At 32.3% G+C, this 22,730-nt stretch carries 26 protein-coding genes and 1 CRISPR repeat array; of the genes, 6 read left to right on the top strand and 20 right to left on the bottom strand.

The window, feature by feature from the left end; all coding sequences use genetic code 11:
- Positions 1-335: 335 nt before the first annotated feature.
- From METIG_RS04765 to psmA, 8 genes are all read right to left on the bottom strand, one after another.
- Positions 336-1,346 (bottom strand): DHH family phosphoesterase, encoded by a 1,011-nt coding sequence (locus tag METIG_RS04765; RefSeq protein ID WP_013799106.1) that lies wholly within the window; start codon positions 1,344-1,346, stop codon positions 336-338.
- Between the two features lie 178 nt (positions 1,347-1,524).
- Entirely contained in the window at positions 1,525-1,872 is a 348-nt protein-coding gene (locus tag METIG_RS04760) for a prefoldin subunit beta (RefSeq protein WP_013799105.1), read from the bottom strand.
- A 63-nt stretch (positions 1,873-1,935) separates the two neighbouring features.
- A complete protein-coding gene (locus tag METIG_RS04755; protein ID WP_245527592.1) occupies positions 1,936-2,211 on the bottom strand; it encodes a KEOPS complex subunit Pcc1 in 276 nt (91 codons plus the stop codon).
- 7 nt (positions 2,212-2,218) lie between these two features.
- Entirely contained in the window at positions 2,219-2,746 is a 528-nt protein-coding gene (locus tag METIG_RS04750) for a ribosomal biogenesis protein (RefSeq protein WP_013799103.1), read from the bottom strand.
- 1 nt (position 2,747) lies between these two features.
- A complete protein-coding gene (locus tag METIG_RS04745; protein ID WP_013799102.1) occupies positions 2,748-2,888 on the bottom strand; it encodes a DNA-directed RNA polymerase subunit P in 141 nt (46 codons plus the stop codon).
- Positions 2,889-2,961: 73 nt separating this feature from the next.
- Positions 2,962-3,249, bottom strand: a complete 288-nt coding sequence (gene rpl37A / locus METIG_RS04740) for a 50S ribosomal protein L37Ae (RefSeq protein WP_013799101.1) — start codon at positions 3,247-3,249, stop codon at positions 2,962-2,964.
- Positions 3,250-3,293: 44 nt separating this feature from the next.
- Positions 3,294-4,001, bottom strand: coding sequence for a ribosome assembly factor SBDS (locus tag METIG_RS04735; protein ID WP_013799100.1), 708 nt, complete (start codon positions 3,999-4,001; stop codon positions 3,294-3,296).
- Between the two features lie 524 nt (positions 4,002-4,525).
- A complete protein-coding gene (psmA, locus tag METIG_RS04730) occupies positions 4,526-5,347 on the bottom strand; it encodes an archaeal proteasome endopeptidase complex subunit alpha (RefSeq protein WP_013799099.1) in 822 nt (273 codons plus the stop codon).
- Positions 5,348-5,676: 329 nt separating this feature from the next.
- Between psmA and METIG_RS09710 the strand changes: the two genes are divergently transcribed.
- Positions 5,677-5,973: a HesB-like protein gene (locus METIG_RS09710; RefSeq protein WP_255296110.1), complete on the top strand. Its 297-nt coding sequence runs from the start codon at positions 5,677-5,679 to the stop codon at positions 5,971-5,973.
- A 246-nt stretch (positions 5,974-6,219) separates the two neighbouring features.
- Here the strand turns inward: METIG_RS09710 and acs are convergent, their stop codons facing one another.
- Positions 6,220-8,325 (bottom strand): acetate--CoA ligase alpha subunit, encoded by a 2,106-nt coding sequence (gene acs / locus METIG_RS04725; RefSeq protein WP_013799096.1) that lies wholly within the window; start codon positions 8,323-8,325, stop codon positions 6,220-6,222.
- 173 nt (positions 8,326-8,498) lie between these two features.
- Here acs and METIG_RS04720 point away from each other — a divergent pair, with 173 nt between their 5' ends.
- The 3 genes from METIG_RS04720 to METIG_RS04710 are packed head-to-tail and all read left to right on the top strand — an operon-like array spanning position 8,499 to position 11,219.
- A complete protein-coding gene (locus tag METIG_RS04720) occupies positions 8,499-8,858 on the top strand; it encodes a hypothetical protein (RefSeq protein ID WP_013799095.1) in 360 nt (119 codons plus the stop codon).
- A 4-nt stretch (positions 8,859-8,862) separates the two neighbouring features.
- On the top strand, positions 8,863-10,320 hold the full coding sequence (locus METIG_RS04715) for a bifunctional ADP-dependent NAD(P)H-hydrate dehydratase/NAD(P)H-hydrate epimerase (RefSeq protein WP_013799094.1): 1,458 nt from the start codon (positions 8,863-8,865) through the stop codon (positions 10,318-10,320).
- A 26-nt stretch (positions 10,321-10,346) separates the two neighbouring features.
- Positions 10,347-11,219 (top strand): PHP-associated domain-containing protein, encoded by an 873-nt coding sequence (locus tag METIG_RS04710; protein ID WP_013799093.1) that lies wholly within the window; start codon positions 10,347-10,349, stop codon positions 11,217-11,219.
- 164 nt (positions 11,220-11,383) lie between these two features.
- Here METIG_RS04710 and METIG_RS04705 read toward each other — a convergent pair whose 3' ends face one another.
- The 8 genes from METIG_RS04705 to METIG_RS04670 all read right to left on the bottom strand — a co-directional run bounded on the left by METIG_RS04705 (position 11,384) and on the right by METIG_RS04670 (position 17,907).
- Entirely contained in the window at positions 11,384-11,761 is a 378-nt protein-coding gene (locus METIG_RS04705) for a hypothetical protein (RefSeq protein ID WP_157209548.1), read from the bottom strand.
- Between the two features lie 58 nt (positions 11,762-11,819).
- Positions 11,820-12,598: a CRISPR direct-repeat array (repeat unit 37 nt; unit sequence GTTTCCATCCTTGTTTTAATGGATGAGGTATTCAAAC).
- Positions 12,599-13,035: 437 nt separating this feature from the next.
- Positions 13,036-13,632, bottom strand: a complete 597-nt coding sequence (hisH, locus tag METIG_RS04700) for an imidazole glycerol phosphate synthase subunit HisH (protein WP_013799090.1) — start codon at positions 13,630-13,632, stop codon at positions 13,036-13,038.
- A gap of 128 nt (positions 13,633-13,760) precedes the next feature.
- Positions 13,761-14,306 (bottom strand): TATA-box-binding protein, encoded by a 546-nt coding sequence (locus METIG_RS04695; RefSeq protein ID WP_013799089.1) that lies wholly within the window; start codon positions 14,304-14,306, stop codon positions 13,761-13,763.
- A gap of 203 nt (positions 14,307-14,509) precedes the next feature.
- The gene (gene rpl12p / locus METIG_RS04690; RefSeq protein WP_013799088.1) at positions 14,510-14,818 is read right to left on the bottom strand and encodes a 50S ribosomal protein P1; all 309 of its coding nucleotides are present in this window, start codon (positions 14,816-14,818) and stop codon (positions 14,510-14,512) included.
- A gap of 152 nt (positions 14,819-14,970) precedes the next feature.
- Positions 14,971-15,999 carry a 50S ribosomal protein L10 gene (locus METIG_RS04685; protein ID WP_013799087.1) on the bottom strand — a complete coding sequence of 343 codons (1,029 nt, stop codon included), beginning with the start codon at positions 15,997-15,999 and terminating at the stop codon, positions 14,971-14,973.
- A gap of 13 nt (positions 16,000-16,012) precedes the next feature.
- The gene (locus METIG_RS04680; protein ID WP_013799086.1) at positions 16,013-16,654 is read right to left on the bottom strand and encodes a 50S ribosomal protein L1; all 642 of its coding nucleotides are present in this window, start codon (positions 16,652-16,654) and stop codon (positions 16,013-16,015) included.
- 271 nt (positions 16,655-16,925) lie between these two features.
- Positions 16,926-17,225: a DNA-directed RNA polymerase subunit L gene (locus METIG_RS04675; protein ID WP_013799085.1), complete on the bottom strand. Its 300-nt coding sequence runs from the start codon at positions 17,223-17,225 to the stop codon at positions 16,926-16,928.
- Between the two features lie 76 nt (positions 17,226-17,301).
- Entirely contained in the window at positions 17,302-17,907 is a 606-nt protein-coding gene (locus tag METIG_RS04670) for a DUF2067 family protein (protein WP_013799084.1), read from the bottom strand.
- A gap of 197 nt (positions 17,908-18,104) precedes the next feature.
- Here METIG_RS04670 and METIG_RS04665 point away from each other — a divergent pair, with 197 nt between their 5' ends.
- Both METIG_RS04665 and METIG_RS04660 read left to right on the top strand, forming a co-directional pair.
- Entirely contained in the window at positions 18,105-19,034 is a 930-nt protein-coding gene (locus tag METIG_RS04665) for a tyrosine--tRNA ligase (protein WP_013799083.1), read from the top strand.
- A gap of 124 nt (positions 19,035-19,158) precedes the next feature.
- A complete protein-coding gene (locus METIG_RS04660) occupies positions 19,159-20,220 on the top strand; it encodes a mechanosensitive ion channel family protein (RefSeq protein WP_013799082.1) in 1,062 nt (353 codons plus the stop codon).
- A gap of 9 nt (positions 20,221-20,229) precedes the next feature.
- Here METIG_RS04660 and METIG_RS04655 read toward each other — a convergent pair whose 3' ends face one another.
- The 3 genes from METIG_RS04655 to truA form a co-directional block, all read right to left on the bottom strand.
- Complete coding sequence (locus METIG_RS04655; protein ID WP_013799081.1) at positions 20,230-20,850, bottom strand: MarC family protein; 621 nt, start codon at positions 20,848-20,850, stop codon at positions 20,230-20,232.
- A 172-nt stretch (positions 20,851-21,022) separates the two neighbouring features.
- Complete coding sequence (locus tag METIG_RS04650) at positions 21,023-21,736, bottom strand: hypothetical protein (RefSeq protein ID WP_013799080.1); 714 nt, start codon at positions 21,734-21,736, stop codon at positions 21,023-21,025.
- Positions 21,737-21,899: 163 nt separating this feature from the next.
- Positions 21,900-22,697, bottom strand: a complete 798-nt coding sequence (gene truA, locus METIG_RS04645) for a tRNA pseudouridine(38-40) synthase TruA (protein ID WP_013799079.1) — start codon at positions 22,695-22,697, stop codon at positions 21,900-21,902.
- Between the last annotated feature and the right edge of the window lie 33 nt (positions 22,698-22,730).

Below are 22,730 nucleotides of genomic sequence, written 5' to 3'. Positions count from 1 at the left end.
GGGGGGAGATATTGTATATGATTGGAGTTCTCAAAATTTGGACGTAGTTGGGATTTGTGCAACAGCATTAAAGATAACCAAAGATATCGAATTATTAATAAAATATAATGGGAACTTTAAATTTTTGGGTGTTGGGACAAGCTTTGGTGAGATAATTATAAAAAACATTGATAATTACATTTTAGTAATGATAATCGATTCAAAAATTTAACTTAAAATGTAATATTGTTTTCAAATCTCAGCTTCAAAATCTTCGTAGTTGGTATGATGTTAAGTTAATTTTACAGTCTTGTATTTCAAATTCTTAACGCACACAGCTATTTTAAAAAGTTTTGTTATTGAATATTTTCCCACTCTTTTTTAAACATTTCAAAACATAAATTTAAGACCTCTTTTATAACATCATCCTTATTTTTCTTCTTTTTATCATAAGGTGCATTTAAACCCGCCGCTTCTGCGTGACCTCCTCCTTCTCCTCCAAGTTCTTTCCCTATTTTTTCCATTAAAGAGCCAAGATGAACTTTTTTTGAGACACTCTTTCTACACCTTGCACTAACCCTTATCTCTTCTTCTCTTTTCCTAACTGCTACAACAAATGCAATATCTGCCCCTATACTAACAATGGTTTTTGCAGATGATGCTTCATGGGAACTTACATGAGACAAAGCAACAGTAATGCCATCTACCTCTCTAATCTCCATCCTACTACATGCCTTTAAATGAGCCACTCTCTTACTCTTATCACTCTCTTGGGATAAGAGATAGAGGATTTTTTGGAAACTTATGCCTTTTATAAGCCACGCCAATATGCTAAATGTCATTTCATTTGCAAGTTTTAAGTGTTTTGTGTCATACAAAATTCCACACAATAATGCAATCCTTATATTTTTTGGAGGATAGATGCCAAGTTTCCTAAAAATTTCAGAGACAATTTCGCATGTGGATGGCGATTTTTCATCAACAATATAAAATTTACATAAATTAACCAAGTTTGTCTTTTTGTGGTGGTCAATTAAAACAACATCACACTCCTTTAACTTATCCTCATCAACGCTCAACTGGTTTGTTGATGAAGTATCTACCAAAACAACTGTTTTTGGTAATTTTGGGTATTCAACTATTTCAACTTCTTCATCAACCTCTTCCAAAATATTTCTTGACAGTTTGCTTATAGAATTGGCTGATATTCTGAAATTCCCAGATGGATTTAGTGTTTTTGCAAGATACTTCAATGCAATGCTCGCCCCTACAGCATCAGGGTCTGCATTGTGGTGGCATAAAAATAGAATTTCGTCATTCTTTAAGAATTTTAGTAGATTCTCGATGTTTTCTTGGAGCGGCTCCATGGTAGTCACCAAAAAATAAAGTCGTTATATTTTTAATTTTATTGGGTTTGTGTTCATATAAAGCAAAATGGCCCAATATTCAAAAAATTTAAAATGAATAAAAAAAATAAAATAAAAAAACAAAAATAAATAAAGATAATAATTAAAACAAAATTTAAGCTTAGAAAAACTTAAATTCTTATTGTGCTGCAGTGGATGCCATTGCCTGCTGTAATTTTTCTTGCAACTCGCTTAATCTTTTTTGCATTTTTTCTTCTTGTTTAGCCAATGTTGATATTCTCAATTTTAAAGTTTCTAATTTCTCTTCTAATTCTTTTTTAACATCTTCCTTATTTCTTTTGACAAAAATGCCCCCAGCCATTTTATATACTTCATCTCCTGTAGCTTTTCCGAGTTCTTCTAAAGCTTTTTCAATCTCTTTTGTTTGCACTTCTATTTGCTGTTTTTGCATAACAATCATTTGTAATTGTTGTTGAAGTTGTTGGAACTGTAAAATTTGACTTTGTACACTTGGTGGCAATTCCATACTTTCACCCAAAATTATTTTTTGATTTGTTTATTTATCTTTATGTTTAATGGTTAAAATAGTTTATCCTTTACAGATTTTATAGATATTATCTGAAACTTTTATCCACCTTAAATAAGAATATAATGCCGCTCTTAAAATACTTAAATCTTCGGCAAAAATCTGAATGTTTAAAATATTGGCATTTAATTGCATATCTGCTTTTGATTTTATTTGAGATTCTAAATGATCCAATAGTATAGCTTTATAAATAACCTCGGCTTCCTCAGGAGAATCAAACTCAATCTCCAGGCAAAAAGAATTTATCTTTGACATTTTTTCCCATTTTAATATTTTCATTATTAATTTATTTAACATCGATTTTATCAAATGTCTTTATAGATTTGACTCTTATTAATGGTCCAACTTTTCTATCATTCTTATAGAACTGGATGGAGAAAAGAACCATTTTGTTTTTATCTGTTGGTGGATTGCGATATTTAACCTTCTCAAAACTCATAACAAAATCACTATCCTCTACAAATTCAAATCCATAATCTAAAAACAAATTACAATATTCCTTTGTATTTTCAGTGTATTTAACTGCCAATCCGTTATCGTTAGTCACCCTTTCTCCACAAACTTCTTTTTGTAATTTAATTGATATAAACATTGACAATATTCTATTCCTTAAAACATCATAGATTTTTAACTTTCCGGGATTTCCCTTGAATTCCTCAATGATGATAACTTTGTCGTAATACTCAAAAATCTCTCTTAAAGGAGTTTTTCCTCTTGTTAGATATTCAACATTTAAAGCCCTGGCCAAATCATTAGCAAAACTTCTTGTTCTTTGGGAAGGTTTTCTTGATGTGGTTATTATCATATTGTTCATATTACCTCGCCTTTACTAACTTAACTGTCTTAGGCCTTAATTTTATTAGGATTTTACTACTACAGTAAGGACATTTTGCCTTTGAACCAATTTCATCCAAAGTTACAACTTTTTTACAATTTATGCATTTATACTCTGTCATACTTCCCCACCGCAAAATAACATTATGGAAAATTTTAGTTTGGAAGAGAAAAAAGTAGTTAAGTTAAATTTATTTAGATTTCTCTTTTCTTGCTTTCAATTACTCTTCTAATTGCCTTTGTAACGACTTTACCTGCACCTGTTTCTGGAGTGTAAGCTCCTCCGGCAATTTTAGCTCCACATTTACCGCACATCCAGATTGAAGTACTTACTCTTCTTAATTTTTGGAATCCGCAAACTGGACACTTGTATTTTTTCTTTGCTTTTATTTCAACATCTCTAACTCTTACTCTAATTTTTCTACCGTATCTTGCACCAAATCTTCCTGCTGGCCCAACTTTCTTTGTGTGACTAAATGCCATTACTACCACCTTTTAATTCTTTTATCTTTGTTTTTTGTTTGTTTTTATAAGTCATATCTTTTTAGGACTTTTGTTTGAACATTTCCTTTTGTAACTTTATTTAAATGAGCGTAAAACTCTGCTTCAATACCACTTGGAATTTCTATAACAACAATTAAAGAACCGTCAGATTGCCACTCTTCTTGTTTTACAGTTCCATATTGATGTAGTATGTGATATGCACTTCCCGCAAATTCTGCAGGGATTTTAATAGCAACATCCCTTTTTTCAAATTTGATTGGTAATATCTTTCTAAGTTCTTTTATTATACGTGGCAATTGTTCTTCAGCACTCTTGTAAATATCTATGTTAACACGAGCTTCTTCCAAAGCTTTTTCAATCCTCTTAGGTGGATGTGGTGTGTCAGTTTGTGGATTTATAGTGTTTTTTGCAATTAAAGATATAATTTGTTTCTTTTTTTGTTCTTGCATCTCTTTTCTTTGTTGAGCAGTAAGTTGGACATGTCCCTTTAATATAATTTGTTTTGCAATTTCTTTAACATCTGTTGTACCAAAAACTTTAAGCAGTGCATCTTCTGAAGCCTTTTCCCCTTTTCCAGAATCTTTATACACGGCCTCAATGGCTAAAATCTCGGAAATGTCTATATCTTGCCCTTCCTTAAGTTTTGCAGCTAAGTAAGGATCTACCAATATTTCAAACTTTTCTCCATGTGATTGGTATCTTGCAATAACAGCCTTATCTACGGACACCATAATAATCCCTTCTTTTTATTTATATATCTTTCTATCAATACATGATATTATCAAAACATATATTATTAACACTGCAAACAAAATACAAAATATAGTCGTGTGCGAAATTTTTTAAACGTATTTACGCATTAATGAATTTTTAAATAATCTTTATTCTTCCTTAAAATATACGGCAAAACCTAAAAGGTTTTGCCAAAAAATTGAAATAAGGCATAAATCTTTATGACTTTGTCAATAGCATATTTCCAATTTCTAACGCACACGACTATAATAGCAAAAAAACATAAAACGGAAGAGATATTTAAAGTTGGCATGTAACTGTTTGTGTAATTCTTTTCATATAATTGGGCATAGTAAAATCTTTGAAAGAATAATAAATAAGTATAAAATTTAAATCAAACCATAATTTATGCCTTCATTTCATTGATGGCTGTGGCTATTATAACGCAACGACTATAAAATCATGGATTAAAATCAATTTTATTCTTAATATTGAACATTATTTAATTCAAATATTTCATAATTTATTGTGGATTTTCTTCTTTTTCATTATTTTCCTCAGTGTTATCTCCGTTTTCTTCTTTATTTTCTTCTTCCTGTTTTTCCTTTTCTTTTTCCTGTTTTATTTTTTCTTTAACTGTATCCACTAATTCTTTAATTTTCTCGTATGGAATTCTTTCCACCATCTTTTCATCATCTTTTATAACAACCATATCCACATTTTCAGGTTTCAATTCCTCTGTTGTTTTACTCAACACATATATGGCTAACTCCATAGCTTCTTCAATAGTTAGGTTTTCATTGTACTTTTTCTCTAAAATTTCCATTGCAATTGGTCTTCCAGAACCTATTGCTGTTGCTTTGTATTCAATTAAAGCTCCACTTGGGTCTGTTTCAAATAGTCTCGCACTGTGCCTGTCAATTCCAGCAATTAAAAGTGCTACACCAAAAGGTCTTGCCCCCCCATGTTGTGTATATGCCTGCTTTATATCGCAGATTTTTTTTGCTAATGCTTCAACAGTTATCGGTTCTCCATAAGTAACTCTATTTATTTGTGCTTCAATTCTTGCTCTATCAACTAAAACTCTCGCATCTGCAACTAAACCTGATGTTGCTGCTGCGATGTGGTCATCAATTTGGAAGATTTTTTCAATTGAACTAATTTCAATTAAATTACTTGTTATTCTTCTATCCACTGCTAAAACTACTCCGTTTTTGCATTTTATTCCAATTGCTGTAGTTCCTCTTCTTACGGCTTCTCTGGCATATTCTACTTGGTATAACCTCCCCTCTGGGCTAAATACTGTAATTGCTCTGTCATAAGCAGATGCTGGAACCATTTGCATACTTTTACCTCCAATTATCTTAAATTCACAAATTTTTTAAATTTGTATACTATTTAATATTTTTGAAGAAAATCAATTATTAGCATTTCGTTTGTATTTTGTTTTTCACCAATTCATTAACCAAAAAACAAATACTGTTTGCTTAATAATATTTATAACTATATTTTAACTTATTACTGTATTTATAGATAGTGGTTTTTAAGTTTTTTTATCTCTTATTTTTATATCGTATGTGTTAGTTTATGACACAACCTTATCATAACATTTATATATGAGAAAATTCTAATAACCATTAGAGATTTTAATGTCAAACCTTCATGGTGATGGCTATGATACCTGTTAACATATCTGAGGATGCATTGGAATTTATTAAGAAAAAATTGAAGCAGGCAAATGCCGACTCCATAGTTATATACTTTGCAGGATTCGGTTGAAGAGGGCCTAAATTTGGAGTAGAGATTATGAAAGAGCCCCGCGAAGGAGATGAACTGGTCTATGATGGTGAATTTAAGATTTACCTTGACAAGATAGCAAAAGAATTTTTAACTGAGGTAAATTTGATATTGAAGAGGTCTTTCCTTCGCGGGGAATATTTAGCAGTTAAAGGTTATGGTGGAGGGTGCTAACCCGAGAACCCTAATGGGATCGGGTTAGTTATAGTTGTGTGCGTTAGAAACTGAACATAACTTTAATAAAATTTATAAGGCATTAAATACTCAATTTCAAAATTTAAAGGAGGAAAAATGACAACTTAAAATTTTATAAGTTTTTATAATAAGTTTAAAAAAATTCGCACACAACTATAAAAACCCTCCACAGTTTTAATTATTTTTATTTAATCTTTTGTTTTTGCTTTTTTATTTATTTTTTATCTATTTTTTCAGTATTATCAACGCATCACCTACACAACATCCTTTTCCATCTTCTTTTACAAACACAGGATTCATATCAATCTCCTTTATCTCATCATACAGTTCCATCATTACTCCAAGTTTTACAATTAAATCAACTATGGATTTAATGTCCCTCTTCGGTCTTCCCCTAACTCCTTCCAATATTTTGTAGGATTTTAATTCTTTTAACATTTCATGGGCATATTCCTTTGTTATTGGATATATTCCAAATGAAACATCTTTTAATACCTCAACAAATACCCCTCCTAATCCAGTCATTACAACAGGCCCGAAAATCTCATCCCTCTTACCACCAACAATTATTTCCAATCCATCAACAAACTCCTCAATCAAAACCCCCTCAATAACTCCATCAATCCCATGATCTTCAAAGTACCTCTTTGCATTGTTGATAATTGTTTCATAAGCTTTCCCAACATCTTGAGGGTTAATAATTACACATCCAGCATCTGACTTATGCAATATATCTGGAGAGACAATTTTCATAACTAATCTACTGCCAAGTTCTTTTGCATATCTTATTGCTTCTTCTTTATTCTTTGCTATGTATCCTTTTGGAACTGGAATACCGTGGAGTTTCAAAAATTTCTTTGCAGTATATTCATTTAAATTAGTAAATAATTTTTCAATTGTCTCTTTGTTATTGTCTTTTATTTCTTCAAACTCTTTTCTAATTTTTTCCAAGTATTCATCCCAATCTTCTTTTGTTTTCATTTTGCTGTATTTGTAGAGGTAAGATAATGCCTCGATCCCTGCCTCAGGAGTTATGTAACTTGGAATGCCATTTTTTCTTAAATAACTTTTTGCTCCCTTTATTGAAGCTCCTCCAACAAAAGACGTTACGATGGGTTTTTTTATGCCATTCTCTCTGTAATATTCTTTTAATTTCACAATTTCTTCAGCAACCTCCAATGGCTTCGTCATCTCTTGGGGGGTTAAAATAACTAACAACCCACTTACATTTTTATCTTCCATTAAAGTGCTAACTGCATTTTTATATCTCTCTGTATCTGCGTCCCCTATTATATCAAGTGGATTACTTATTGTTGCAGTTTTTGGGAGTTTTTCTTTTAGTTTTTCTTTTGTTTTCTCCTCAAAATTCGCCAACTTCACACCATACTTCTTGCACATATCTGCGGCCATGACTCCAAAGCCACCAGCATTTGTAACAATACCAATTTCATTGAACTTCATTAGTGGTTGTGTTGAAAAGATGTGCATTAAATTCACAAGTTCCTCAAATGTATCTGCCCTTAAGATCCCCCCTTCTCTAAACGCCGCGGAGTAAATCTCATCACTTCCTGCCAAACTTCCAGTATGGGAAGATGCTGCTTTAGCCCCCTCCTCAGTTCTTCCACTTTTTAATGCAATAATGGGCTTTACTTTCGATAGTTTTTTTGCAACACTCAAAAACCTCTTATCCTTTAACCCCTCAATATACAAAACCACAACTTCTGTGGTTTCATCAGTCATTAAATATTCCATTAAATCACTTTCTTGGACGTCAATTTTATTGCCAATGCTCACGATTTTTGAGAATCCAAGGTTCAATAAAGGGGAGATATCCAATATTGCTGTTAATACAGCACCACTTTGAGATATTATGGATATATTTCCTTTGTTTGGGAATAATTTCCCAAATGTTGTATTTAGATTGCGATAGGTATTCATTATACCAAGGCAATTAGGTCCAATTGTTGCAATATTGTATTTTTTTATAATTTTTTTCACTTCTTCCTCTAACTCATAATTTCCAACTTCAGAAAATCCAGCAGATATTATAACTGCCCCTTTAACCCCTTTCTCCCCACATTCTTCCATAACCTTTGGAACAGCCTGGGCGGGAACAACAACTATTGCCAAGTCAATCTCATCGTCTATATCTAAGACAGATTTGTAACATTTTAGCCCAGAAATCTCATCATACTTTGGGTTTACTGGATATAGCTTTCCATCAAAAGACATGAGGTTTTTCATTATAGAATAGCCAACCTTCCCCTCTGTTTTTGATGCTCCTATGATAGCAATTGATTTTGGATTAAAAATCGCGTCAAAATTTTTCATTTTCCCCCTCGAAAAACCATTGAAAATTTACTATTAAAATTTTTTGTATTCTGATTTTTATAGTTTTAGTTTAGCATATGGTAGAAAATTTCACAAACGATTGTAGTTAAAGATTTATACCATCAACTCGATAAATAAATCTTGTATTATTTTAAATTTGGAGTGTGAAAACAATGATAATTTTTGTAGAAGACAGGACAAGTGAGCATAAGGTTGTAGGAAAGTTAAAACCACCACTTTCATTTGATATGTATTTGACTTATCCCCAACTCTATGGATATTCTACGAAATTAACATGGAGATATGAGGGGGATGACGTTTATATAACCTACTTTGAGTATGTGGAAGATGATAAGGTATACTTTGGAAAATTAACAATAGAAAAAGATGAAGAATCATGTACTTTTACGATAAATGTTGATGACTATGGAGAAAAATCCATTGAGATTTTGAAGTATGCACTTGAAGATTGTATAAAGGCAATAAATGTTCTCTGTAAAAATTACAAACTTGAGTTAGATACCCCATGGTGATGATATGGACAATTTAGAACTTTTTAAAATCTTAACTAAAAAAATAAAAGAAAAAGACATCATTTCTCCAAAAGAAATGGAAATAATTGACAACAACTGTGAATATCTTGGAATTTCAAGAATATTGTTGATGGAAAATGCTGGGAAATGTGTGGCTGAGGAAGTTAATAAATTTAAAGTAGAGTTGGGAGAAGTGCCTATATTCATCTTCTGTGGAACTGGAAACAATGGTGGAGATGGATTCGCCGCTGCAAGGCACTTGGGCAATTGCAGTGTTATACTCCTTGGCAAGGAAGAAAATATAAAAACTTATGAGGCGAGAGAAAACTTCAAAATTTTAAAAAATCTTGCTGAATTTGGGGATATCAGTATTAAAAATGTCACACATCAAAATGAAATTCTTGAGATTTTAAATGAAATAGAAAATTTAGATAAAGCCATCATTGTTGATGCAATGCTCGGAACTGGAATTAGAGGAGAACTTAGGGAGCCATACAAAACAGTGGTAGAGAAATTAAATGAGATAAAGAAAAAGAATGACAACATAAAAATCATAAGCGTTGATGTTGAAACTGGAGATCTAAATGCTGATAAAGTTATTACTTTCCACAAAAGAAAAACTATAAACAAAGAAAACGCTATTGTAAAACCAATAGGCATCCCAAAAGAGGCAGAATATATAGTAGGTTGGGGAGATTTAAAGGCACTATCAAAAAGAGACCCAAATTCTCACAAAGGGGAAAATGGGAAAGTTTTGGTTATTGGAGGTTCAAAGGAGTTCTTTGGGGCACCAATTTTAACAGCATTAGCGGCATTAAAAATTGCGGATCTCGTTGCTGTGGCATCGGTAAAGGATGTTGTTAAAAAGATAACCAATCCAGAATTGATAACATACAAATTGAAGGGGGATTACATTGGAGAAAAATGCATAGACAAATTAATAGAAATTTCTAAAAAATTTGACTGCATAGTTTTAGGGAATGGACTTGGGGTTAATGAAGAAACTAAAGCATTTGTAAATGGATTTTTGGAGAGAATAGGCAATAAAAAGGTTGTTATTGATGCAGATGCTATAAAGGTTATTGAGTATGAGGGATTTGAATTTAGAGAGAATTTTATATTTACTCCACATAGAAGAGAGTTTGAATACATGGGAATAAATCTTGATAACCTCCCATCTTCAACTATTGTGTTAAAAGGAAGGTATGATGTAATATTCAACAAAAATAACGTAAAAATAAACAAAACTGGTAATAGTGGAATGACTGTTGGAGGGACTGGGGATATTTTATGTGGGATTATTGGGGGATTATATGCTAAAAATGAAGCTTTCCTATCTGCATGTTGTGGATGCTTTATAAATGGTTATGCTGGAGATTTGCTTTTGAAGGAGAAAGGATATTACTACACTCCAATAGACATTATTGAAAAAATTCCACATGTCTTAAAGTTATTTGGCTAAAATTTTAATTAATTGCGGGGAACGTTATGAGGGCAGATTTGCATATACATTCAAAATATTCTGGAATAATGAAATATATGGGGTTAAAGTTTCCAGATTCTGTTGAAGAGCCGAGAAGAATTATGAAATATGCCAAAAAAAATAAAATAGATGTTATTGCAGTTACAGACCACAACACAATAAGAGGTGGCATTGAGACAAAAAAACTTGAAAAAGAGTTTGGTGTTGAGGTTATTGTAGGTAGCGAAATCATGTCAAAAGATGGGGAGATTATTGGATTGTTTTTAAATGAAGAAATACAGAGCGGATTATCTGCTGAAGAAACAATAGAAAAGATTCATGAGCAAGGAGGGTTGGCAATTGCTCCCCATCCATATAGTCCTATTTGTAAGGCATTAAACGACAAAATTTTTGATCTGAAATTGGATGGTGTTGAGGTTTTTAATGCATATCATAGAGACGGTATTGTGAATAACATTGCGTTGGAAAAGGTCACTAAAAACTACCATAAAAAGCCTGTGGCATTTATAGGAAGTAGTGATGCCCATCTTGCCAAAATGATTGGGAATGGATATACTAACTTTGAAGGAAATTGTGCAGATGATTTATATGAGGCAATAATTAGGAGAAAAACATCCTTTGGAGGACATCCAACGCCACTATCTGACATTATACTGTGGAGTTACAATATCGTCTATGTGTCAGAAAAAGCCCTAATAAAATCCATGATGTTTAAGAATCCAACGTTGAATATAAGATTTCACAAAAAACTCCTTGCAATGTTTGGAGGTTTAATCTATATTGCGACTCCTTTGCCATTAATTGCTGGTATTTTAGGAAACTTTTATCTAAAAAGAAAAGCAAAGAGCAAATTAAAAGAGAATAATTTAATTGAATGAAGTATTTCATTTAACCACAATTTTCAGTTTCCATCCTTGTTTTAATGGATAAGTAATTCAAACACTTTATTACCAAATACAAACAAATCATTATAGGTAATCAACCTATCCACATAATAAACATAAACTTTTTCATCATAAACATGCATATTTTATCACCCACGCTACTTTTTACTTGATTTTCTAATATATCTAATCAAATCAAACAAATTATATATGCCTTTCTTTTCAAGCGACCTTTTAGATGAAATTGTAATAACTCTACAAACATATATCCAAAGTACCAATAATATAAACGGAATTATACCACTCATCAATGCTAACAACAACACTGGCAATAAAATAATCCAACAATACTTACTAACAAGTATCTTATAAGCAACATACCAAATATAAACAAACCACAATAAAGCAAGTATTATACCCAAAAATATTCTAACTACATAAATATCAACATACAATATTATTAACGACAATAAAAAACCAACACCAAAAAACATCATAGTATATTTTACAAATCCTATACATACCACCAATAACATTTTTCCAATTATACACATAAATAATTACTATCATTACCACTTAAAATAACAAAACAATGTTTCCATCCTTGTTTTAATGGATGAGTAATTCAAACAATAATACAAAAAATAAAAGATAATAATTTCTATGCATAGTTTCCATCCTTGTTTTAATGGATGAGTAATTCAAACGGTGACACAAATTTAGATGAAATTTTTAACATTATTCAGTTTCCATCCTTGTTTTAATGGATGAGGTATTCAAACAGGCTGGTTGGCTGGGAGCCCGCCAGCGGAAAAGATTTGTTTCCATCCTTGTTTTAATGGATGAGGTATTCAAACCTGTAGATGAATACAAAGCAGGTGTTGAAGCATACGGTTTCCATCCTTGTTTTAATGGATAAGCAATTCAAACGATTTGGCATTAAGACACAAAGAGTTAATATTATCTGTTTCCATCCTTGTTTTAATGGATAAGCAATTCAAACTAGAATTTACGGAAGTTATATAACAGAAGCAGGGATGTTTCCATCCTTGTTTTAATGGATAAGCAATCCAAACGAGGGAAAAAATATAGTTTGCGACTATTACCAGTTAATTGAGTTTCCATCCTTGTTTTAATGGATGAGTAATTCAAACTATTGATAAGATAGCAGACAGAGAATTTGAATATAGTTTCCATCCTTGTTTTAATGGATGAGTAATTCAAACAGAAAGATATTTGAGAACTTGGAGAAGGAGGTTGGGAGTTTCCATCCTTGTTTTAATGGATGAGTAATTCAAACACCAAAAATTGCCGCAAGGTCGTATGGTTCTTGTTCGTTTCCATCCTTGTTTTAATGGATGAGTAATTCAAACCCTATAACTTCATCCTTATTTTATGCCCAAACTCCTATATAAATCTTTCTTTTTCAACCCGAATTTTCTTACTGTATGATTATCAAACCCTTTATAAGAGTAAGAAAGATTGTGCAAATTATTTATAAATCCAATGCACAACCACTCCAATAAATCTCAATAATTAGCAGAGATTTTACACAATCCAAAACCAACTCAAACTTAAAACATACAAAATAAAACCAAAAAACTAAAATAATTAAAAAATCTCAATTTTAATTTGAAAAAATCAGTAATACTTTTTTCCAATTTTCTAGTACCAAAATTCAACAGGGGGTATATAAAAGCAAGAAAACAAAATTAAGAAATTTAATAGATGATATTAAACTCCCTAAGAGGCACTACCGAGCGAAGCGAGGCAGTGCATCCCTTTTGATGAAACTTTTCTAAAGTTTCATTTAGATCAATTCAACAAAATTTTCTATCATCTTCAATCCAACTTTTCCGCTTTTTTCTGGGTGGAATTGGGTGGCATAAACGTTATCTTTATTAATAACACATGGGAACTCTACGCCATAATCGCATGTCCCTGCTATCACATCTTTCTCTGTTGGATTCACATAGTAGGAATGCACAAAGTAGAAGTATTCATTATCTTTTATATTTTCAAATAAAGGAATGTCTCTTACTTTTTTTACGTTGTTCCATCCCATGTGTGGTATTTTATCGACATTTTTAAATTTTATCACATTCCCCTTTATAATACCAAGACCTTTTGTATCTTTACATTCCTCACTTTCCTCTAAGAGCAACTGCATTCCCAAACAAATACCTAAAAATGGAACACCCTCTTTTACAATGGCATAGATTGCATCCTTTAAATTTTCCAAATTTTTCATTGCATCTCCAAAGTTACCAACACCAGGAAGAATTACTTTATCAGCACTTAGAATTTCTTCCTTATCATTTGTAATTACCACATTTTTCTCATATAATTCAACGGCTTTTTTAATACTCCTCAAATTTCCAGCATTGTAGTCGATTATTGCTATCATAAACATCCCCGCTATTATTAATTCAATAATTCAATAAAAAAATAAACATTAAATAAAGAGTAACCGATAAAATCTATACGAACAAAATGAAAATAGATGTCTTTGAAGTTTTCTTAGTTTTTTATATTTTATATTATTTCTTCAATTTCTCTTAAAGTTTCTAATATTTTATTTAATGCAATCTCTGCATCTTCTTCTCTTTTTAATCCAGTTATAACTACTTTACCACTACCAAATATTAAGACCACGACTTTAGGATCGTCTAACCTATAAACTAATCCTGGGAATTGTTCTGGCTCATATTCAGTACCCTCAATCATCAATGCTATATCATCTAAGTTAGGTTCAATTCCCAAATCAGCAGTAGCAACCATGTTCTGAACTTTTACTTCTGGATTATCGATTATATCCATCCCCGCATCCTTTAGCTCTTTAATTATCTTTTTAATTGCCACTTCTGCCTCCTCTTTACTTTTAGCCCCCGTACAATTTACTTTACCACTTCTAAATATTAATAAAGCTACTTTTGGATCTGATAATCTACAAACTAATCCTGGGAATTGTTCTGGTTCGTATTCTGCGTTGTCTAATATCAATGCTGCCTCTTCTAAATCAATATCGCTGCCTATTTGTGTGGAGACAACAACATTAACAATTTTTATTTTTGGCTCCATGATTTCACCATGTTGTTTATATAGTAATAGTCTTTTTGATTTATAAAATATATAAATGTTTTTAACAATACCAAAAAATTTAGTTGCATAGATGTATAAATAGTCACATTAAAAAATTTACATCAAAAAATCAAAAACATAAAAATATCTAAATATGTGGATTAAAGTCTCTAAAATAAAATAAAAAAAGAAAGAAATTTCGTTTATCCGAACAATGCAGCAAGTCCAGCTGCAGCAGCTGCTGTGTCATCTTTCTTCTCTTCTTTTTTCTCTTCTTCTTTTTTCTCTTCTGCTGCTGGAGCTGCAGCAGCAGCTGGAGCTGCAGCAGCAACCGGCATTGCAGCGTTTTCGATAGCTTCGTCAATGTTTACTCCTTCTAATGCAGCAACTAATGCTTTGACTCTTGCCTCATCGACTTCAACACCTGCTGCACTTAAAACTGCTTTGACAGCATCTTCTGTAATTTCTTTTCCAGCAGCGTGTAATAATAATGCTGCGTATACGTATTCCATAAACTACACCTCCACAATTATATATGTGTTTCTTAAATTAGTTGTTATGTTTTCCATACATAAAGTTTTAATTAGTTTTTCTTGTATTTTTCAGTATCTTATATATATTTTTCGGTGACATACTCCTTAAGAAAAATATGGTATTTTGGGTTTTAGAACAACAATGCTAAACCTGCTGCTGCCGTTGCGGTGTCATCTTTCTTCTCTTCTTTTTTCTCTTCTTCTTTTTTCTCTTCTGCTGCTGGAGCTGGAGCAGCAGCACTTGCACTTGCCGATAGTCTTTCTCTTAAGTCGTCATCTAATGCATCATCACTAAGTTTTCCAGCAAGAGCCAACATTTGTGCGTATGCTTTACCAATAATGTCACTTGCTGTTTTATCTGTGAGGAATGCACTTTCAACAGACACTGCTCTTGCATTGAGGAATGCTTTTTGAATGAGCATTTCGATTGTTGCTTTTGTTGGAATTGCTGCATTAACTGATAAGTTGACTGCATGCATGTATGCATTTTGTATTTTTGAAATGAATTCTTCTTCGTCGATTTTCAATACATCTGGTGTGTAGATAATTCCATCTTCGTAAGCAGCGAGTAAGTTTAACCCAACTTTTATTGGTTTAATTCCTAATGTGGAGAGAATTGTAGCAAGTTTGTGTGAAACAACTTCTCCTGCTTTAACAACAACTTTATCTTCTTTAATTACAATTTTACCTTTTTCAATTGCTGCTGGAATACCTACACTTTTAAGCTCTCCAAGGAATGGACCTGGAGGCATCCCTGTTGAACCTTTTTGGACTTTAATGTCACAAGGTGCGATTGCTCCTCCTTTTATAGGAGCAGGTGTTTTACTTGCTTCTAATTCTTTGAATAACTTGAATGGGTTCATATCTGTAACAAGGATTGCTGCCCCTTTCTCAACATAGTCAGCGAGTTTAGCAAATTCAGGATTGTTTGTTTCTTCAGCAACTTCTTTGATTGCTCTTATGATTAGTGAGTTTCTTGACATTCTTAAAATCATCTTTCCTCTAATCTTATCTCTAATCTCTTGGAGCTGTCTTGCAGGAACTTCCATCATGTCAACTATTGCTACGACAGGTTTACTTTTGAGGAGTTCCTTTAATGTCTTTACCTCCTCAATTTTCCAAGGGGCAATTTTACGTTGTGTTGCTACTGCTGATGTCATTTTTTCCATCCCCTTATTTTTCTATTTTAACTGCTGGCCCCATTGTGAGTTTTACATATGCACTTTTAACGTGGTAAAGCCCCTTCTCGTATTTCTTAGCGACTGTGTTTAATATGGCCTCGATATTTTCAGCAACTTGTTCATCACTCATCTTTTCATTACCGACTAAAACATGGAATATTGGTTTATCTCTTGTGTTTACAACAACTGTCTTTTTAAGTCTTTCAACTAATGGCTTTAAATTGATATTTGCAGGAACTGGTTTTGGCATCTTCCCTCTTGGACCTAATATTGGACCAAGGTATCTACCAACCAAAGGCATCATGTCCGCCTGAGCTATGAAGAAATCATGAGCATTTGCAACCTTTCTTGCTTTTCTTTTGTCTTTACCTAATTCTTCTAATTCCTCTTCTCTAATAACAGTTAAACCTAATTCTTCTGCCTGAGCCGCCAAATCCCCTTTTGCGATAACCGCGATTTTTGCTTCTTTACCTCTTCCATGAGGCAATACTACTTCTTCTTTTAACCTGTTCTCTGGCCTTGATAGGTCCAATTCCTTGAGGTTCACTACTAAGTCGAATGACTGTGTGAAGTTTCGCGGCTTCGCAAGGCGGCGAGCCTCCTTCACTGCTTGCAATATCTTTTCTCTGTCCATGCTATTGCCTCCCTTTAATTAGTGTATAGAGCATCATTACTATACATAACCTATTATATAAATATTACTGCAAAGATAGCTTAGCTAAAAATTACGATTTTTAACCATACGTGATTGTTTATTCTTTAATTTTTAAAATAATGTATTGAAAAAAGTAGATTTGTTATTGATTTGTATGCATGCTAAAAATTTAATAGATTGATATTATGCCTAATTAATATCATAAGAGGTATTTAACTTTAACTGTCCTCATGTTTTTTATATTTTATCCTTAGTTTATGTTCTGTAATAATTCGTCACACATCTTTATTAAATCCTTTAGTGCCTCTTTTAAAACTTCTTCTGCATTAATACCTTCTTTGGTCTTAACCAATAACTTTGGGTTTGATATATATCTTCCGGTGTTGGGGTCTAAAACTGGGTGGTCTATTGAATAGGAGGCCATCAAAACACCATCTTTATTTAGCAAAATATCCTTTAACACATTACACAATGAGTGGTCTTCATTTAACAACTCAACTTCTATTAAATTTTCTTTTTTTTCTAAAATTTTTACCATTTTTTTGTCCATAATTTATCTCCTCCTTTATTTTATGAAAATTAAAAGAAAAAATTTTAAATTAAATTTACATTAAATTAACTTTAATTTATTGTTTTTCGACTTCTATTCCTGCGAGTTCCTTTTTTGCCAACTTTATATCTTTATTTAATACGATTCTTCCATTTTCTTCCCTGAAAAATTCCTTTTCGAGTCCTTCTTCAATTACCTCATCAACGTCTTTACCAGTTAAATAGGCCGCAAGAACAATAACATTCTTTACTGGTTTTGAACCAATGTTTCTAAATGCAAGTTCCCCATAAATTTCATTCAACTCACATAAAATTTCATTTAACTTATCCAATTCAAGTGAAGTTTTAATAACACCTTCTTCCTTTAAATACTTAACATTATGACCTAAAGCTTTTAAGGTATCGATTATTAAATCCTTGTTTACAGGATATTTCAAATCACTTAAACTATATTCATACATTCCTTCTTCATCTTTTGTATATTTTCTGTGGACTCTCTCTATTATTGATACTATTGTTCTGTAATTTTCAACAATTGAATCCTTGTCATAACCAAAAATCTTAATCCTCAACAAATTTTCTCTTGATTCTATTAAGCAGTCAATGTTTAATTTTGATATTCTATCGCAAATTTCAAGCATTTCTTCACTACATGATGTTTTTGCAGTAATGACTTTTCTCATTTTCTCACCAAATTAAATATATAAGATGGAGTATAAAAATTTTCGTCCATAATCCCTTACATTAAACATTAACATTACCTATTTATTTTTTGGGGTTTATATATAGCCATTTGCGTTATAAGTGGCTATTGTGCATAATCAAAAAATATTTGGCAAAACCTTGGGTTTTGCCGTTAAATATAAGGGAGGGAAAAACTATGATTGATGATATATTAAAAAATACTTTGGAAGTAGTATCTGTTGAAGAATTAAAGGAAGTTATGGAGAAGAAAGATAAGAGGGCATACATTGGATTTGAACCAAGTGGAAAGATACATTTAGGACATTACTTGCAAATAAGAAAGATGATTGACTTGCAGAATGCGGGATTTGATGTTGTTATATTGCTTGCTGATTTACATGCTTACTTAAATCAGAAAGGAACTATGGAAGAAATTAAAGAATTAGCGGAATACAACAAGAGATGTTTTGAAGCAATGGGGGTTAAGGCAGAGTATGTTTATGGGAGTGAGTTTCAGTTGGATAAAGAATACACCTTAGATGTTTATAAACTTGCTTTAAAAACCACATTAAAAAGAGCAAGAAGAAGTATGGAAGTTATAGCAAGAGAAGATGAGAATCCAAAGGTTGCAGAGGTTATTTACCCAATTATGCAAGTTAATGACATAAAGCATCTCAATGTTGATGTTGCTGTTGGTGGAATGGAGCAGAGGAAGATACACATGCTCGCAAGAGAACTCTTGCCAAGTTTGGGCTATAAAGCACCTGTTTGCATACACAACCCAGTGTTAACTGGTTTGGATGGAGAAGGAAAGATGAGCTCATCAAAGGGGAACTTTATAGCTGTTGATGATGAACCAGATGTTATTAAAAGTAAGATAAAAAAGGCTTATTGTCCAGCAAAAGTTGTTGAGGGCAATCCAATCATGGAGATAGCAAAATACTTCCTTGAATATCCTTTAACAATAAAGAGACCAGAGAAGTATGGCGGGGACTTGGTGGTTAATAGTTATGAGGAATTAGAAAAAATATTTACTGAAGGAAAATTGCACCCAATGGACTTAAAAAATGCTGTTGCAGAGGAATTAATTGAAATGTTATCGCCAATTAGAGAAAAATTACAATAAATATACAATAACTAAAGACTAAAACTAAAGAACTAAAATATTAATAGTATCGCATCAAAATTTATGTAATTGCAGAATTTAGTATCTTTGATTTAATACTTTTTATACAAAAATGGGGATGAATATGGAAATACTAAATGCTGTTTATTTTGGAAATCCTCTAAAAAATTACCTTTTATGCATTTTAAGTATTTTATTTGGGATATTTCTTGGTAGAGTATTGCATTACGTAATTAAAAACTACATAAAAGCAATGGTTAGTAGAACCAAAACAAAGTTGGATGATATATTCTTGTATGCCATAGATGAACCATTGGTAATCTTGGCGGTGATATCTGGGATTTGGATAGGGTTTAGTTTTTTAGAACTTCCTGAAAACATTTCAATCCTCATAAATGAGGGGGTTGTTGTAGCGGTTACGCTTTGTGTAATATTGTTTTTAATTAAGTTTGTTGACGATTTCATTCTTGAGTATGTTGTTCCATTAACAGAAAAAACAGAGAGCAAACTTGATGACCAGTTAATTCCCCCACTCAGGAAATTTTTGAAGATATTGATTGTAGTGTTTGGATTTGTAGTTATCTTGGATAATTTGGGGTATGATGTTACAACACTGTTGGCTGGTTTAGGTATTGGTGGTTTGGCCGTGGCATTGGCATCAAAGGATACTTTAGAGAACTTAATTGCTGGAATTTTGATTATTGTTGATAAGCCATTCACAATTGGAGATTGGATTAAGGTTTCTGACTATGAGGGAATTGTAGAGGAAATAGGGATTAGAAGCACGAGGATAAGAACTTTTGGAGACTCTTTAATCACCATCCCAAATGCCTCACTCTCAACAAATGTTATAGAGAACTTTTCAGCAATGAGGAAGAGGAGAGTTTTGACTACTATAGGTATAACTTACGATACTCCAGCAGATAAAATTAAAAAAGCAGAAGAAATTTTAAAGGATATTTTAAAAAATCACCCTGCAGTTGTTGAACCAATAAGAATACATTTTGTTGAATATGGTGATTGGAGTTTAAATTTGAGAGTTGAGTATTTTATAAAAAATTTAGGGTTTGATTACTATTTAAATGCCTTAAATGAAATAAATCTTAAAATAAAAGAAGAATTTGAAAAAGAAGGTATTGAAATGGCATTCCCAACGCAGACGGTTTATTTAAGGAGGGATAACTAATTTTTAACTTTAAAAGAACACATCCTTAATACCATCTAATATCATTTGGACTGATATGGCTGCCAACATTAACCCCATCATTCTTGTCATTATTTTGATTCCTATTGGGCTAAGTTTATCTTCTATTTTTTCTGCTGATTTTAAAATTGCGTAAGTTGAGAGGACACATGTTAATATTGCTAAGATAACTGCCAATTTATCATCATAACTACTTGCCTTTGTCATTAAGACAATAACTGATGTTATAGCTCCTGGCCCTGCCAATAGTGGCATTGCAAGTGGAATGATTGCTATATCCTCTAATTCTGATGCAATTTCTTGTTCTGTTTTTGAATGTCTAACCCTTGAAATTTTCCCATGAAGCATGTCCATTGAGATGGTAAATAGTAATATCCCCCCGGCTATTCTAAATGCTTGGATAGATATTCCAAAAAACAACAAAATATATTTCCCCAACAATGCAAAAGAAATAAGTATTATGAGTGTTGCTATGGTGGTTTTCTTTATAATCCTCAATCTTTCTTCATGCGTATATTGGGCTGTTATAGCCATAAATACTGGAACTAATCCAACTGGATTAATTATTGCAAATAGGGACGTGAGTGCCAATAATGCAAATTGATAGTCCATATTTTTCCCTTCATTTTATTTTTTTGCTTAAATAACACTCTGTTTAGAGTCAATTATAGTCATTCTGCAATTAAATGACCTTTAACATACTTAAATTTTAAATTAGATGTTTGTTAAAAAACCTAAGATTGAAATTTGGAGTAATGATTTAGGATCCTCATTCGCAGAACGACTATATGTTAAATCTCCTCTTTATTCCATCATACAAGTCGATAACATTCCCATTTAAAAATGCAGACATTGTGTATATAACCCCGGGTGGAAGAATATTTGTTGGTGTTCCCTTCCTTACAAAATAGACCCTATCAAACCCTAATAACCCCCCAAATATCATTCCAGCCAATTTTGGAAGTTCTTTAAGTTCTTTAAAAGTTATAACCACAACGGGATCATCTGTCGAAACCCCAACATACCCCACTCCATGAATTTTCTTTGGTTTATTTGAGACAGATGAAGAGGCGTCATATCCAAACTTTTTTCCGATTTCCTCCACAAACAACGCCATCTCATTAACGATATCTTCTCCCCCATAAGTGTCAAATGAAACAATCAATGCATCTCCGTATTTAGAGCCGGCCTTTGCAATAGCGTAAGAAATCCCCTCACCCGCATCCTCTGGGTTATCTGAGATGCCGTTTAAATCATTAAAACCTTCAGCATGTTTTTTTAATATATCAATGATTATTTTGTTTGTCTCCTCAATTAAATTCTCTGGAACAAAGGAAGTTATAACAATATCGTCACCAGTGATATTTGTTAATGCTGCCTTAACCCCAATTTTTGGAAGTTCCTTTTTTATCTCATAGTCTATTTTTTCATTTACCTTTGGATTCGTTGAGACATCATTTGAAGATATATCCACTCCTATTGCTGAGATGTAATACATGATATCACACTTATTTACTTCATTAAAGAAAGAATTTTATACCTCCGAGCATAGCGAGGAGGTATTAGTGCGGGATGCAACGACGCGACGTTGCGAGGATATATCCACTCCTATTGCTGAGATGTAATACATGATATCACACATTAGCTGATTTGTATTAATCTTATTTAGAATTTTTGGGTTTATTTAAAAAATTTAACATACTCTTACAAATACCCAATTTCATTATACTCTTTCCATATTCCTCTTCCCATTCTTCTCTAAACCTCCTCAAAACATAATTATCGTATATATATTCAACATTAACCTTTGCCTCTATTAAAATAAGTCCCTCTGCTGGTGCTGGAGGAACGCCTTCCTTATAATGTGTATCTAAAAGTTTATCAATCCAATCAACTGGCTTTTTTTCACTTCCCACATAGGATAAGGCAGTGACTATTTTCCTAACCATATTCCATAAAAAACTCTCTCCGATAACGTCAATAGTTATGAAGTACTCATTTGCATCTATTTTGATATCATAAATTGTTCTTATTGGACTTCTTTCTTTACTCCTATCTTTTTTTGATAAATTGTGGAAGGAATGTGTTCCTATCAATTTTTTGGATGCCTCTCTCATTAATTCAATATTATAGCCCTCATCTGGCAAAATATACCTATAATGCCTAAACTCTACCTTTGGAATCTCATCTATCTCCCTATATCCCAAAACCCAAATGCCTTTCCCTCTCAATTTTGAATATATGAATGATAAAATCGGCTCTTTGTTTAACTCAACAACAACAAAATTTCCTAAGGCAGAGACACCCTTATCTGTCCTTCCCCCACTGAATATGACCTTCTCTTCCTTTAAATAACCACATTCTTTTAAGGCATCCATTAAAACATCAACAACAGTGTTTCTGTGTGGTTGAGATTGGAAGGAATATCTTCCATCATAAGCGACTTTTAGTATATACATAAAACCACCAAATTAAATTATTTTTTGCAATTT

Origin of the sequence: Methanotorris igneus Kol 5 (assembly GCF_000214415.1) — an archaeon.
Lineage (GTDB): Archaea > AGJL01 > Methanococci > Methanococcales > Methanococcaceae > Methanotorris > Methanotorris igneus.
The sequence above is the reverse complement of the archived record's forward strand: the minus strand, read 5'-3'. Positions and strand labels throughout refer to the sequence as shown.

Bases quoted from the DNA above. Each gene is read 5' to 3' on its own strand.
- METIG_RS04765 (WP_013799106.1), bottom strand. From the start codon at position 1,346: ATGGAGCCGCTCCAAGAAAACATCGAGAATCTACTAAAATTCTTAAAG.
- METIG_RS04760 (WP_013799105.1), bottom strand. From the start codon at position 1,872: ATGGAATTGCCACCAAGTGTACAAAGTCAAATTTTACAGTTCCAACAA.
- METIG_RS04755 (WP_245527592.1), bottom strand. From the start codon at position 2,211: ATGAAAATATTAAAATGGGAAAAAATGTCAAAGATAAATTCTTTTTGC.
- METIG_RS04750 (WP_013799103.1), bottom strand. From the start codon at position 2,746: ATGAACAATATGATAATAACCACATCAAGAAAACCTTCCCAAAGAACA.
- METIG_RS04745 (WP_013799102.1), bottom strand. From the start codon at position 2,888: ATGACAGAGTATAAATGCATAAATTGTAAAAAAGTTGTAACTTTGGAT.
- rpl37A (WP_013799101.1), bottom strand. From the start codon at position 3,249: ATGGCATTTAGTCACACAAAGAAAGTTGGGCCAGCAGGAAGATTTGGT.
- METIG_RS04735 (WP_013799100.1), bottom strand. From the start codon at position 4,001: ATGGTGTCCGTAGATAAGGCTGTTATTGCAAGATACCAATCACATGGA.
- psmA (WP_013799099.1), bottom strand. From the start codon at position 5,347: ATGCAAATGGTTCCAGCATCTGCTTATGACAGAGCAATTACAGTATTT.
- acs (WP_013799096.1), bottom strand. From the start codon at position 8,325: ATGAAAAATTTTGACGCGATTTTTAATCCAAAATCAATTGCTATCATA.
- METIG_RS04720 (WP_013799095.1), top strand. From the start codon at position 8,499: ATGATAATTTTTGTAGAAGACAGGACAAGTGAGCATAAGGTTGTAGGA.
- METIG_RS04715 (WP_013799094.1), top strand. From the start codon at position 8,863: ATGGACAATTTAGAACTTTTTAAAATCTTAACTAAAAAAATAAAAGAA.
- METIG_RS04710 (WP_013799093.1), top strand. From the start codon at position 10,347: ATGAGGGCAGATTTGCATATACATTCAAAATATTCTGGAATAATGAAA.
- METIG_RS04705 (WP_157209548.1), bottom strand. From the start codon at position 11,761: ATGTTATTGGTGGTATGTATAGGATTTGTAAAATATACTATGATGTTT.
- hisH (WP_013799090.1), bottom strand. From the start codon at position 13,632: ATGATAGCAATAATCGACTACAATGCTGGAAATTTGAGGAGTATTAAA.
- METIG_RS04695 (WP_013799089.1), bottom strand. From the start codon at position 14,306: ATGGAGCCAAAAATAAAAATTGTTAATGTTGTTGTCTCCACACAAATA.
- rpl12p (WP_013799088.1), bottom strand. From the start codon at position 14,818: ATGGAATACGTATACGCAGCATTATTATTACACGCTGCTGGAAAAGAA.
- METIG_RS04685 (WP_013799087.1), bottom strand. From the start codon at position 15,999: ATGACATCAGCAGTAGCAACACAACGTAAAATTGCCCCTTGGAAAATT.
- METIG_RS04680 (WP_013799086.1), bottom strand. From the start codon at position 16,654: ATGGACAGAGAAAAGATATTGCAAGCAGTGAAGGAGGCTCGCCGCCTT.
- METIG_RS04675 (WP_013799085.1), bottom strand. From the start codon at position 17,225: ATGGACAAAAAAATGGTAAAAATTTTAGAAAAAAAAGAAAATTTAATA.
- METIG_RS04670 (WP_013799084.1), bottom strand. From the start codon at position 17,907: ATGAGAAAAGTCATTACTGCAAAAACATCATGTAGTGAAGAAATGCTT.
- METIG_RS04665 (WP_013799083.1), top strand. From the start codon at position 18,105: ATGATTGATGATATATTAAAAAATACTTTGGAAGTAGTATCTGTTGAA.
- METIG_RS04660 (WP_013799082.1), top strand. From the start codon at position 19,159: ATGGAAATACTAAATGCTGTTTATTTTGGAAATCCTCTAAAAAATTAC.
- METIG_RS04655 (WP_013799081.1), bottom strand. From the start codon at position 20,850: ATGGACTATCAATTTGCATTATTGGCACTCACGTCCCTATTTGCAATA.
- METIG_RS04650 (WP_013799080.1), bottom strand. From the start codon at position 21,736: ATGTATTACATCTCAGCAATAGGAGTGGATATATCTTCAAATGATGTC.
- truA (WP_013799079.1), bottom strand. From the start codon at position 22,697: ATGTATATACTAAAAGTCGCTTATGATGGAAGATATTCCTTCCAATCT.